The sequence below is a fragment of the Vibrio sp. 1F169 genome (genome assembly GCF_041439605.1).
Taxonomy (GTDB): Bacteria; Pseudomonadota; Gammaproteobacteria; order Enterobacterales; family Vibrionaceae; genus Vibrio; species Vibrio tasmaniensis_A.
This window is the reverse complement of sequence record NZ_JBGOOI010000028.1, coordinates 15,152-27,798: the sequence shown is the minus strand read 5'-3', so window position 1 is coordinate 27,798 and position 12,647 is coordinate 15,152. Positions and strand designations below refer to the sequence as shown.

The following is a 12,647-nucleotide window of genomic DNA, read 5'->3' as shown; positions in this document are numbered from 1 at the left end:
CAGAAATAACGTCGCTATACTTGATGTTATTCATGATTCGGAGCCCTTTTCATAGGCGATTACCTCATCGTATGAACAAGTGGCTCCGAACTATAAGGATATAAAATGGCTGACACCAATTGGTTATCAACCTTTCCAGAGATGGAACGCGCTGATTTACGAACCATAAAAAAGACGCTAGATGGCGCATACCGTGAATTCTCTCGTGAATACGGTGAAATGATTGAATCTCTATTTGACCCTCTTCTTTCATTCCTGGTTTGGTTTGAAAAACTTCTTATCTCAACCCCTTGGATTATAGTCCTCGCTGTTTGTACAAGCCTTGTCTACGCCGCGAGTCGTTCTTGGAAACTGGCTTTAGGTTGTGTCGTTTCCCTGCTCCTTATTGGTTACTTTGGTATGTGGGAAGACACCATGCGTACGCTCAGTATCATCACTGTGTGTACCTTGGTTTCGATATTCTTAGGCATTCCGATTGGCATTGCGATGGCTCGCTCGAATCGAGCGCAATCTATCGTTACGCCGATGCTTGATATCATGCAAACCATGCCGGCATTCGTTTACTTGATCCCAGTAGTGATGCTACTCGGCATCGGTAAGATTCCAGGGCTAATCGCCGTGGTTATCTACGCGATTCCACCTGTGATTCGTTTAACCAACCTAGGCATACGACTAGTCGATAAAGAAGTCCTTGAAGCAGCAACCGCTTTTGGTGCGAGCAAGAAACAACGCTTATGGGGTGTTCAACTCCCTCTAGCAATGCCAACGATCATGGCGGGTATCAACCAAACTATCATGATGGCACTGTCTATGGTTGTTATCGCATCCATGATTGGTGTGAAAGGCCTAGGACAACCAGTTCTTAAATCCATTACCAACCAATACTTCACATTAGGCTTGATGAATGGTTTCGCCATTGTGGCCCTAGCAATCCTTTTTGACCGCGCTTCGCAGGCGTACGCAAGAAGAACCAATGCGCATTTAGGAGGATTCAAGCATGACTAAACCATTGATTGAGATTAGTGGCCTATACAAAGTGTTTGGACCGAAACCGATGTCTGTTATGAACCGAGTTCAGAACGGCGAACACAAAGACCAGATTCTTGCTGACACGGGTCATACCGTTGGTTTGAAAGAGATTAACCTTGAGATTAACCGTGGCGAAATCTTCGTTATCATGGGGCTTTCTGGCTCGGGTAAATCGACGCTGATTCGCCATTTCAACCGTTTAATTGACCCAACGCAGGGTAAAATTATGGTCGAAGGCATCGATGTGATGAGCCTCAATACCAAGCAATTAGAAGAGTTCCGTCGTCATAAAATGTCGATGGTATTCCAACGCTTTGGCTTAATGCCTCATCGCACCGTGGTAGAAAACGTTGCGTACGGTTTGGAAGTACAAGGTATCAAAAAAGAAGACCGTTTAGCGAAAGCCAATGAGTGGTTAGAAACGGTGGGGTTGAAAGGTTACGGCAAGCAGTACCCTGCCCAGCTTTCTGGCGGTCAACAACAACGTGTTGGTCTTTCTCGAGCTCTGTGTACTAATGCTGAAATCTTATTAATGGATGAGGCGTTTTCAGCGCTCGATCCTTTGATTCGAAGTGAAATGCAAGATCAACTCATTGAACTGCAAGAGAAGCTTCATAAGACGATTGTTTTCATCACCCACGATTTGGATGAAGCACTTCGTCTCGGCGACCGAATCGCAATTTTGAAAGATGGCGAGTTGGTACAACAAGGTACGCCACATGAGATTCTGCTGAATCCAGCCGATGACTATGTAGAGGCATTCGTTAAAGACGTAAACCGTGCTCGTGCATTGACCGTTGAAACCGTTATGCAGCCCCCTCTCTATCGAATCACATCTGAAACGATTGAAGGTGCTTTGGCACAAATGAAGATGCTGAAAAATGACTACGCTTATCACGTAACGGATGAAGGCTATCAAGGTCTAGTCACACAAGAGAGCCTGCAGGATGCAGTTGAAGATTCATCGGTGCATGACTTCAGTGAAGAGATATACGAAGAAGTTCCAGCCATTTTGCCTGATGCGGTGATTGAAGAAGTGCTACCAGACACTATGTCTTGTGACTATTCTCTTCCGGTTGTTGATGAGGACGGTAACCTAAAAGGTGAACTAGAGAGAAGCGCTGTTGCTGATATCTTCTCTGAAAGTAGCGAGGAAGAAGTAGAAACCGACCCAAAGCCAAAGATTGATAAAGCTTCGTAGTTCTACTTTTCGATATTTAAAGCACGGCTGTTTAAATTATCGCTATTTGGGTTATAGGTGTGTGGGTTATAGCTATTTTGGTTATATAGCTATTTAGATTAGCCTAAACGACTTAACCTGCTCTAAGACCACTGTTGTTAGTAACTGCAGTGGTCTTTTTTATGTGTATCGGCCTAGCTTTGTCCTGCACTCTCCCATTTAAGCTTATAAGTACCCAGGCTAATAGGTGCCTAAGTTTATATTTCATAAGAGAAAACAAATTTAAATCAGTTCGTTAGGTTTGTCACAAACATAGTGGCAATTCGGGCAAGAAGGCAATTAATTGCTTTGTTTATAAGGCAAGCAGTTGAAATTATTCTAGAAAATGACTAAAACTTAATAGGGGCTGTTGACCTTTCGAGCTGTGTTTTGCAGCATCTTGTGGAAAATTAATACAAGGAAGAGGCTTTGAAGTGTAGCTGGCCTACATGAAAAGTCTCTAACGCAGTAGAAATGAACCACAAGGGCAAGTTCGATCGTGACCGCTTTCATAATTTCATCGGCTCTTGCCTACCTATGCAAGCGGTTTACAAAATTATCGATTCGGTAGCACCAACTACCGCCAGCGTGTTTATTAACGGTGAAAGTGGTACGGGTAAAGAAGTGTGTGCGGAAGCGATTCACCAAGAGAGCCAGCGCAACAGTAAGCCCTTCGTTGCTATTAACTGTGGTGCTATCCCTCGAGACCTAATGGAAAGTGAAATCTTCGGTCACGTTAAAGGTGCATTTACCGGTGCGACAACCGACCGTAAAGGTGCGGCGATGCAAGCGCATGGCGGCACCCTATTTCTTGATGAGCTTTGTGAAATGGAATTGGAGATGCAGAAGAAGCTCCTACGATTTTTGCAAACTGGGACGTTTACCCCACTCGGTGGCAACCGCGAGATTAAAGTGGATGTCAGAATTATCTGTGCGACCAACCGCGATCCACTGGTTGAGGTAGAAGAAGGACGCTTTAGAGAAGACCTTTACTATCGTGTTCACGTTGTGCCTATCGAGATGCCACCGCTTCGTGAACGAGGAAGTGACATTGTCACCCTGTCTAATCACTTCTTGAAGCTGTACGCGAAGCAAGACAAGAAGAAGTTCAAATCAATAGACAAAGAAACGCAGAATCTACTTAAACGTTATGCGTGGCCAGGCAACGTACGTCAGTTGCAAAACATCATCCGTAACATCGTGGTGTTGAACAATGAAACGAGCGTGACTAAAGACATGTTACCGCCTCCGATTAATAAAGTAGACGTAGCTACAACCACGAAATCAGTGACACCTATTCGAGTAGCTGCGCCCCAAGCTGCTGTTGTGGAAGCACCAGAAACTAAGTTGCCACCTATTACACCGGAAGAGTTGGAGCAACCCTCAGTTGTCCCCGCTAACAACGATCCGATGACGCCCGCATTTACAACAAGCGAAGGTGCTATTCGGCCAATGTGGCAAATAGAGCGCGAAGCTATTCAACATGCCATCAATCATTGCGATGGGAATGTGTTAAACGCTGCCGTGCTGTTAGAACTTAGCCCTTCTACTGTTTATCGTAAGAAACAGGCTTGGGAATCGGAAGATGAGTACAATCAAGCCTAGCCAAGGTGTACTCAACGTAAACCTTCACGAGATTTGGCTGTTGATCGACAGCCAAACTTTTGGAGGCATAGAAACGCATGTTTTAGAGTTAGCACAAGGCCTGATATCTGAAAGCGCTCAGTATTCAGAGGCTATTCGAATCGTTCTTTTGACTAAGTTTAATCCTGAAGCGATCATCGTTGAAAAGTTGAATGCGCTGAGCATCCCTTATAGTTACCTCTCCGATTTAGCCTCATACTCTGCAGATTCAAGCGGCAATAGCGCGACACAGCTTAAACGTGCAGCTCATTATTATGAGCCAAGACTTATCCATGCTCATGGTTACAAAGCCAGTTTGGTCAGCAAACTAATAAAGCTCCCACCTCGTTTAAACAACACCAAACAAATCACCACTTATCATGCAGGTGAAACCCCAACAGGCAAAGTATGGCTTTATGACTGGCTCGACCGTTACAGCAGCTTTCTTTCTGATCAGTCGCTCGTGGTCAGTGAGAAGATTAAAGCGAAAGTGCCGAGTAAAACCCATCAATTGAATAACTTTGTGAAGGTCCCAACCGGATTAACAAAGTCCCCTTCATCAAGCCCATTCCATGTTGGCTTTGTGGGACGATTAAGCCACGAAAAAGCGCCTGATCGATTTGTCGCATTAGCCAAACCGTTTCCTGATGTTCGGTTTGAGCTTTTTGGTGACGGGCCAGAAATGGAAGCGTTAGTTAAATCGCAGCCTGATAATGTTACCTTTCATGGGCATCAAACCAATATGGACGACGTTTGGAGCCAGATCGATTTGTTAATTATCCCTTCCCGCTTTGAAGGCTTACCTATGGCGGCATTAGAAGCCATGATTCGCGGCATTCCTGTCCTCGCCACCTCAGTTGGTAACTTGCCTAAACTCATCGAGCACCAAGTTAACGGCTACCTCGCCAATTCAGAAGCTGAACTAGAACAGTTTTTATCTTTGTGGATATCATTGTCGATTGAACAACGTGACTCTCTCAGAAGTAACGCGATAGAAACGGTCAAACACCAATATTCGCCACAAGCTGTTGTCCCGAAGTTGTTGGAAATCTACCAACTCGATCGTTAATCCTAGTCTTAGTAGATAACTGGTTATTTTAGCTTGATAATTTGGCCGTTTTAGTCAGTTTTATACTGATTCTCAAAATGACAAATCTCAACTTAAGATTATAGTCTTACTCCATAATCCATCATTAAATCAGTTGGTTAAATGAAATGCATAACTGGCACTCGCTTTGCAATCTTTAACATCAGGCGTCAATGCGACTTTCAAATGTATAACGATAGGGAGCTGCCATGAATAGTTTACTCAGCAATAGAGATTACAATGTTCACCCCTGAAGCCAACAGATTGCCAGTCATCATCACTATCAGCACCTTGTGTGTTGGGCTTGGTATTGTTTGGTACTTTGTGCCTCATCCTGCTGTCATTGTCGCGCTCGCTCTTGTGCCATTGGCCGGGTTATTCGTGTTAAACAAGACATTCTGGTTAGTTCTATTGTTCGTTGTCTTTTCATTTTTCCGAATTCACGAAGCCATACCTCAGCTCTATTCGTTAAAAATACCGCTGATGCTTTCATTAGGCGCTCTGTCAGCTCTGCTCTGGCATGCATTAATCAGTAAAGAGCTTAAAATCTTCTGGCACCCTTGTTTAAATTGGCTCGCCATATTTTGGGTCTTGGTTTTCATTGGTATTATCTTCGCGTCCAACAGGCCAATAGCACTTGCAGAATTCAAAGGTGTTTATTGGAAAATAATCGTCATGACGCTTGCGATTACTTGGTTAGTAAACACCACGGAAAATCTTGCAAAAACCGCGATGACGATTATCTACGCAGGCGCTTTAGTCAGTTTTATTGCCGTGTACAACTCAGTAAATAGTATTGGGCTTGTTGAAGGCTCGCGCGTAACTATTGGGCGCGATTTTGGCTCTATGTTAGGTGACCCTAACGACTTAGCACTGGTACTGATGTTCCCCCTTGCCTTTACGATAAGCCAAGCCACCACATCTGGCATCTCACGGTCCAAACGTTTAATCAGCGGGTTAGTCTGTTTGTTACTGCTCGCCGCCATTATTGCGACTCAAAGCCGTGGCGGATTACTGGGTTGTATTGCGGTGATTGGTATTTTTGCGTGGAAACTAGTTCGTTCTAAAGTCCTGTTAATCTCCGTAGGAACCATCGCGGCCGTGGCGCTCTATTTAGTTGCTGGGATCTCAGACAGAGCTTCTGGTGGTGCCGCTGAACAAGGTATCGATGAATCTGCAATGGGTCGAATATATGCCTGGGAAGCGGCAGTAAAAATGGCGGTTGAGAATCCACTGACTGGCGTAGGGTTGAACAACTTCTTCTCGAACTACTTCTTTTACAGTTCGCATTGGGACGGACTGAATCACGCCGTGCACAGTACGTGGTTTGGTGTGTTAGCAGAGACTGGCTTCATTGGTCTTATCATTTTTGTCTGCCTTATCGTTTCTTTGATCAAAACCTCCCGATCCACACTCACCAGATTAAAAAACTCAACTACAGAAATCGCACCTGAACTAAATGCGGTCGCCTATGCGATCTATGCAGGTCTGATTGGAACAATCGTGTCGGGTACGTTTTTGACTCAAGGTTTCAATTGGCCGATTTATATCCTCGCAGCGCTCACAGTTTGCGTCTCTAACGTATCTCAAACTGCCTGTCAAAATGAGAAAACCTAAAACCCACATTTTAACCCATTGAAAATATTATATTTATTAAATGGCACAGTATATGAAAGTACTTCTATATAACAAAATAGAGGATTTTCATTATGACGTCAGTATCTATACATCAATTCAAACATTGGCTTAAGTTTCATCCTAATTCTCGAATTAGAAATGTGTTTTTCATTTTGAAAGACATCAGAAGCGCAGAGCTACCTACCCCTCAAATACTTAATCGTTGCCTATATCAAGCGCACAAGCTAGTGGTGAATTTGGTTTCTGGCTTGACGAGATTCTTCTACTGGACACCGGCTTTCAAAGGTCGTGTGGCTCAATGTGGCAAGCGCCTGTATTTGTATGGTGGTCTGCCTTTCGTCAGCGGTCCGGTACAAATTTCGATTGGCGATAACTGCCGTATCTCTGGCCACACGACATTCTCTGGTTGTACTCAGCCACTTGAAGGCTTGGAACACCCACTATTGTCGATTGGCAACAACGTCGACATTGGTTGGCAGTCGACTATCGCTGTTGGAGGTAAAGTGGTTATCTCTGACAACGTACGTATCGCTGGCGGCGCGTTCCTATTTGGATACTCTGGTCACCCGCTAGATGCAAAACGTCGAGCGCAAGGTGAAGGTGATGACCCTCAGCAAATCGGCGACATCATTCTTGAACCTGACGTTTGGTTAGGAACCAATGTAACTGTAAAAGGCGGCGTAACTATCGGCGAAGGTGCAGTGATAGCCGCAGGCAGCGTGGTAACAAAGAATATCCCGGCCTTTGCAATCGCAGGTGGTAACCCAGCTCGAGTAGTCGGACAGATTAAATCCGTTGAAGTGACTGAATCCGATGTATTCGATTCATTAGAGACTCATGGAGGTGACCATGCGTGATTTAATCGTATTTGGTGAAGACTTTGGCGGCCTACCGTCATCAACTCAACATTTAGTGCGTCACCTTGCTAAGCAACACAAAGTCTTATGGGTCAAATCTATTGGCCTAAGACAACCGAAGCTGTCCGCTAAAGATGCAACACGAGCGTTCAACAAATTGTTTGGCAAAACCAAAGCCGTTACTCAAAATATGCTCGACTCTGAGGGACACGATAACATTACTATCGTTAACTTAAAGACAATCCCTGCGCCTGCTTCTCAATTTTCTAGAAAGTTGGCTCAGCAAATGATGTTGCACCAACTAAAAGCTGTGATTGCAGAGCTTAATCTTAACGCGCCTATCCTATGGACTTCTCTTCCGACTGCTGTTGATCTGTGCGGACACTTAGGCGAGTCAGCGGTTGTTTATTACTGTGGGGATGATTTTAGTGCACTTGCGGGCGTAGACCACAAGACGGTCGCAAAGCATGAATTAGAACTCATTGAAAAATCAGATTTGATCTTCGCTGCTAGTGAAAAGTTGATGGACAAATTCCCTAGCGAGAAAGCTCAGCTCTTACCACATGGTGTCGATGTCGGGCTATTTTCTACACCTGCACCAAGAGCAAAAGATTTACCAAGAACCACCGCCCTATTGCTGGTTTTTATGGCAGCCTTTCTAAGTGGCTTGATTATGAAATGATTGATCATGTCGCGACAGCAATGCCGGAATGGGACTTTGTATTTATTGGCCCAAATGAGCTTGATACGATCATGCTGCCTGAGTTGAGTAACGTACATTACCTTGGCCCACGTCCGCACTATACGCTGCCAAGCTATTCTCAACACTGGGATGTGAGCTTGTTGCCGTTTGTTGATAACGAGCAGATCCGAGCTTGTAGCCCACTCAAACTAATGGAGTACCTTGCGGCCAGCACGCCAATTATCACAACTCAATTCCCAGCATTAAAGCCATATCAAGAACATGTCACCACAGTTGGTAGTGTAAACCAAATGATTTGGGCGCTTGATCATGCACGCCAGCTGAGCAATTCACCAATCTCTGTCGTCGAACAAGAGAGCTGGCAGAACCGTGGTAACTTCGTACATTGGATGTTGGAGCTTTTATGAATAATCTTAAGTTGCGCTTACTAGTCATCCTAAATGCCATGTGGCGCCAACGCTACGTTATTGTTCTCCCAATCTTTATTTTGCCCTTTGTTGGCTTCGGTGTGAGCAAGTTGGCCCCGACTAAATATGACGCGCATACCAGTATGTTGATTCAAGAAACAGCCAAGATGAATCCATTTTTGGAAGACATCGCCGTCTCTACCATGCTCAAAGATCGACTTAACGCATTGAGAACATTGCTTCACAGTCGACATGTTCTTTACTCGGTCGCTGATGAACTGCAATTAACTAGTCCAAATATGCCTGAGGTTGAGAAACAAGAGATCATTACTGACTTGTCTCAGCGTTTATCAGTTACTCAACTTGGAAAAGACTTTCTAAAGATAAGCTTAACGTCGAGCACTCCAAATGGAATGGAACAAACGCTTCGAGCGGTGAGTGAACATTTTATTGAACAGCTGCTCGCGCCGGAACGCTCGTCAATTGAGGACTCAAGTAATTTCTTGAAAATCCATATAGACAAACGTAGCGCGGAACTTGAAGAGGCAGAAGAAGCGCTAGCCGCATACATGAACGAAAACGTCCAATCGACGCCAGAAGTGCAAAGCCAAAGCTTGAATCGCTTAGCGTCACTCAAACAAACACTGGCGGAAAAAGAGGCGGAATTATCGGGTGTTGAAAAAAGTTTAGGGTCAATCGACCAACAACTTTCTAAAACAAATCCCGTGATAGGTCGAATCGAAGACCAGATCATCGACATTCGCAGTGAGCTGACTCTGCTGCAAGCCAAATACACAAATAAACACAGTGCCGTACAAGCTAAAGTCCGTGAATTAGACAGGCTTGAAAATGAGCGAAAAAGTTTGCTCGAGGTAACCCAGCCAACGATGAACAGCGACCGGCTTTGGGACATCGCAAGTAGCACGACACTAAACAAGCTTTCTGATACCCAACCTCTTCTGGTCACTCAATTACACAGCCTACAACTGGTTCGTGCTCGCTTTGAGTCTTTAACTGAAGAGACCAAAAGCCTTCGTACTATGATTTTCGAATTAGAACACAAGGCGAATAACTTCGGTGAAAATGCCAAAGAGATGTACCGCCTTAAACGTCAAGTTGAAATCAAGCGTCAACTATATGATGAACTGACAGAGCGTTATGAAATGGCTCAGCTAACGGGTTCGCTTGGTGTATTCGAGCAAAACAAACGTGTGAAGATTATCGATTTGCCTTTCACGCCTAGCATGAAATCTAACATGCCGACTTTTATCTTTATTCTGGCTGGATTTGTTGCGGGCATCGGATTGGGCATTGGTCTGGCGGTATTGTTCGAGCTGTTTGACTCTTCAATCAAGCGTAAAGACGAAATCGAAGAGATCTTAGGTGTCCCTGTGATAACGGTGATACCTAAAATGGGCTAGTCAGCCTCAAAAGCATTTTTAACTTGCTAGCCTCGTAGCTTCTTAGCTTCTTCTTATCTTTTTAGCTTCCTAACACTAAACTCCAACATTCGCTTGGCGTTTTTTTTGTCTAAAGCCTCAAGTTCTAACGCTACTTTCGATTAACCCAAGCCCTATGCTCCAAATAGCTATTCATTGATGTTTTGTTTTGATTCCCATTTTGAGAAACAAAAAACGCCCTATAGAACCATGATTTAAATGGTTGAAATATAAAGGTTATTTAATTGGCACAACTCCTGCAATCTCATTGTGTAGCTAAACGTTTTAAAGAAGTTACTTCAAGACAAATGTCAGAAAGGCGAAACAAGAATTATAAAGGCAGGGTCCAAATTATGAATACGCATTTAACGAAGCATGGTAAAAAGATCATACACGTTGTTCAACACCTCGCTCCCGGCGGATTAGAAACCCTAACGTTAGATTTGCTGCGCCTTGCTAAACCAACAGACCAAGTGTTGATTGTCAGTTTAGAGGGGACAAAAGAAGACTCGATCAACAACTGGCCGAAATTAAAGCAGTATCAAAATCAAATCGTCTTTTTGGACAAAGCACCAGGCGTACAATTCAGTATCATCATCAAATTGATGAAAGCATTTAACGGTATTCGACCCGATGTGGTTCATACCCACCATATTGGCCCCCTACTTTATGCTGGCTATGCGGCTCGCGTGACCGGAGTTCCAACTCGAATTCATACTGAACATGATGCTTGGCATTTGAACAACAACAAACGTCGTCGCTTACAAGCCCTTGCATTGAAAGCGGCTCAACCAACGTTAGTGGCCGATGCAACACGCGTTTACAATCAATTGCGTTGTGCGTTTTCATACAAAAACATCATCACGATTAAAAACGGCGTAGATTGTGAGAAGTTTAAACCGATGTCAAAAGCAGACGCGAGAGCAAAGCACAACCTACCAACCGACAAATACATCATTGGTTGTGCGGGGCGTTTAGAGCACGTGAAAGGTCAAGATCAGCTGATTAAGGCACTTGCTCTACTGCCATCAAACACCGTTGTCGCACTGGCTGGTGATGGTTCAAAACGCAATCAACTGGAACAACTCACTGACCGCTTGAATCTCAGCGACCGTGTGATCTTTCTCGGCCTAGTGGATGACATGACTACCTTTTACGGAGCGCTGGATACCTTCTGCCTACCTTCACGCCACGAAGGGCTTCCTCTTTCTACACTCGAAGCCCAAGCATGTAACATTCCAACCGTCGCGATGAACGTCGGTGCGGTTGATGAAACCTTATGTCCCATCAGCAGTTCCCTCGTCAAAAGTGGCAGCATTGCCGGATTAGCCAGCGCGCTATTAGAAAAACAAAATGAACGCTTTTTGTCACCTCGTCGTTACGTTCTCGACAACTTCGATATCATCAAAATGGTTTCGTCTTACAACGACATCTCAGAAGGAGTTTGCGCATGATCGACTGGTTGCTTGCAGGACTTTGCTTATTCTCTGGTGCGCTGATTGTCTACCATCACGCCGCCTATCCACTGTTACTACGTTGGTATGCGAAAAGTCACCCGGCGCGTCAGATTGAAGAGAGCCATCGTTGTTATAAAGACGAACAACAAGATTGCACACTACCCACCATCACCATTCTTGTACCGGCATTTAACGAAGAGCAATGGATCGCAGACAAGATCCGTAATCTTGCTTCACTCGATTACCCAAAAAAGAAGTTACAAGTGATTATTGCTTGTGATGGTTGTACTGATGACACGGTAAAAATCGCTCAAATGACGATTCAAGAAGCGATGTGCAGCGATATCTATTTCGAGATACATGACCACAAAACCAACCGAGGGAAAGTTGCGGTTATCAATGAAGAAGTGACAAGCATAAACAGCGACATCACGGCACTGAGTGATGTGTCAGCCCTTATTTCATTGGATGCGCTGCTTATTGCCGCCGCTCACTTTGAAAGTGACAAGGTTGGCGTGGTAAACGCAACATATCAGCTTTGCCCAACAGGTAACGAAGGTGAAAATACCTATTGGCAGTATCAAACCGCCGTTAAAGAGTCAGAAGCTTCATTAGGTTCGAGCTTAGGTTCTCATGGCGCTTTCTACTTGTTTAGAACACACCTGTTCGAACTGCTTCCACTCAACACTATTAATGATGATTTCATCCTACCGATGCGAATCGTTAAACAAGGTTACATTGCAGAATACGAAACACAAATGGTCGCACTGGAACTAGAAGAATCAAATTTAGAAACAGATTTCAAAAGAAGACTTCGTATTTCAGCGGGTAACATGCAACAAGCGATTCGATTATTTGGCTTGTTCAGCCCGAAATTTAAAGGCATCGCGTTTGCGTTCTTCTCAGGAAAAGGACTTCGTCTACTCACTCCATATTTAATGATTGTGTGCTTGGTGTGCTCAATCTTGCTTAACAACTACTTGGTATTTGAAGTGTTGTTATGGGCTCAAGTTGCCGTTTATACCATTGGCGTACTTGGCTGCATCTTGCCAAAGCGTCTCGTAAATAAACCTATTTCATTAATCTCTTATTTGATAGTTGGACACTATGCCAACTTCATTGGTGGCATTCGTTACCTAGTCGGGCTAGAAAACTCACCTTGGACACGAGCGAATCATTAAGGACTTA

At 44.3% G+C, this 12,647-nt stretch carries 8 protein-coding genes and 2 pseudogenes; all 10 read left to right on the top strand.

All coding sequences use genetic code 11. The annotated features are described in order from the left end of the window. Window positions 1–105 precede the first annotated feature (105 nt). The 10 genes and pseudogenes from ACED53_RS12515 to ACED53_RS12470 all read left to right on the top strand — a co-directional run bounded on the left by ACED53_RS12515 (window position 106) and on the right by ACED53_RS12470 (window position 12,640). A complete protein-coding gene (locus tag ACED53_RS12515; RefSeq protein ID WP_102580037.1) occupies window positions 106–1,005 on the top strand; it encodes a proline/glycine betaine ABC transporter permease in 900 nt (299 codons plus the stop codon). Further along, on the top strand, window positions 998–2,230 hold the full coding sequence (locus ACED53_RS12510) for a glycine betaine/L-proline ABC transporter ATP-binding protein (RefSeq protein WP_009846762.1): 1,233 nt from the start codon (window positions 998–1,000) through the stop codon (window positions 2,228–2,230). Before ACED53_RS12515 ends, ACED53_RS12510 begins: the two co-directional genes overlap by 8 nt. A 501-nt stretch (window positions 2,231–2,731) precedes the next feature. Then, window positions 2,732–3,853: pseudogene (locus ACED53_RS12505) on the top strand (sigma-54 interaction domain-containing protein); the annotation flags it as partial. Further along, on the top strand, window positions 3,834–4,940 hold the full coding sequence (locus ACED53_RS12500; RefSeq protein WP_009846765.1) for a glycosyltransferase family 4 protein: 1,107 nt from the start codon (window positions 3,834–3,836) through the stop codon (window positions 4,938–4,940). The pseudogene ACED53_RS12505 and the gene ACED53_RS12500, both read left to right, overlap by 20 nt. Window positions 4,941–5,198: 258 nt before the next feature. Continuing rightward, complete coding sequence (locus tag ACED53_RS12495) at window positions 5,199–6,575, top strand: O-antigen ligase (RefSeq protein ID WP_017100340.1); 1,377 nt, start codon at window positions 5,199–5,201, stop codon at window positions 6,573–6,575. A 92-nt stretch (window positions 6,576–6,667) separates the two neighbouring features. Further along, the gene (locus tag ACED53_RS12490; RefSeq protein WP_017100341.1) at window positions 6,668–7,453 is read left to right on the top strand and encodes a DapH/DapD/GlmU-related protein; all 786 of its coding nucleotides are present in this window, start codon (window positions 6,668–6,670) and stop codon (window positions 7,451–7,453) included. After that, window positions 7,446–8,563: pseudogene (locus ACED53_RS12485) on the top strand (glycosyltransferase). Before ACED53_RS12490 ends, ACED53_RS12485 begins: the two are co-directional and overlap by 8 nt. After that, window positions 8,560–9,984 (top strand): Wzz/FepE/Etk N-terminal domain-containing protein, encoded by a 1,425-nt coding sequence (locus ACED53_RS12480; protein WP_017100342.1) that lies wholly within the window; start codon window positions 8,560–8,562, stop codon window positions 9,982–9,984. Before ACED53_RS12485 ends, ACED53_RS12480 begins: the two are co-directional and overlap by 4 nt. Window positions 9,985–10,355: 371 nt before the next feature. Beyond that, entirely contained in the window at window positions 10,356–11,456 is a 1,101-nt protein-coding gene (locus ACED53_RS12475; protein ID WP_017100343.1) for a glycosyltransferase, read from the top strand. Beyond that, on the top strand, window positions 11,453–12,640 hold the full coding sequence (locus ACED53_RS12470; RefSeq protein ID WP_017100344.1) for a glycosyltransferase family 2 protein: 1,188 nt from the start codon (window positions 11,453–11,455) through the stop codon (window positions 12,638–12,640). The genes ACED53_RS12475 and ACED53_RS12470 overlap by 4 nt, the downstream gene beginning before the upstream one ends. The last annotated feature ends 7 nt before the right edge of the window (window positions 12,641–12,647 follow it).

Excerpts from the sequence above, each read along its gene's own strand:
- ACED53_RS12515 (WP_102580037.1), top strand. The coding sequence starts at position 106 with ATGGCTGACACCAATTGGTTATCAACCTTTCCAGAGATGGAACGCGCT.
- ACED53_RS12510 (WP_009846762.1), top strand. The coding sequence starts at position 998 with ATGACTAAACCATTGATTGAGATTAGTGGCCTATACAAAGTGTTTGGA.
- ACED53_RS12500 (WP_009846765.1), top strand. The coding sequence starts at position 3,834 with ATGAGTACAATCAAGCCTAGCCAAGGTGTACTCAACGTAAACCTTCAC.
- ACED53_RS12495 (WP_017100340.1), top strand. The coding sequence starts at position 5,199 with ATGTTCACCCCTGAAGCCAACAGATTGCCAGTCATCATCACTATCAGC.
- ACED53_RS12490 (WP_017100341.1), top strand. The coding sequence starts at position 6,668 with ATGACGTCAGTATCTATACATCAATTCAAACATTGGCTTAAGTTTCAT.
- ACED53_RS12480 (WP_017100342.1), top strand. The coding sequence starts at position 8,560 with ATGAATAATCTTAAGTTGCGCTTACTAGTCATCCTAAATGCCATGTGG.
- ACED53_RS12475 (WP_017100343.1), top strand. The coding sequence starts at position 10,356 with ATGAATACGCATTTAACGAAGCATGGTAAAAAGATCATACACGTTGTT.
- ACED53_RS12470 (WP_017100344.1), top strand. The coding sequence starts at position 11,453 with ATGATCGACTGGTTGCTTGCAGGACTTTGCTTATTCTCTGGTGCGCTG.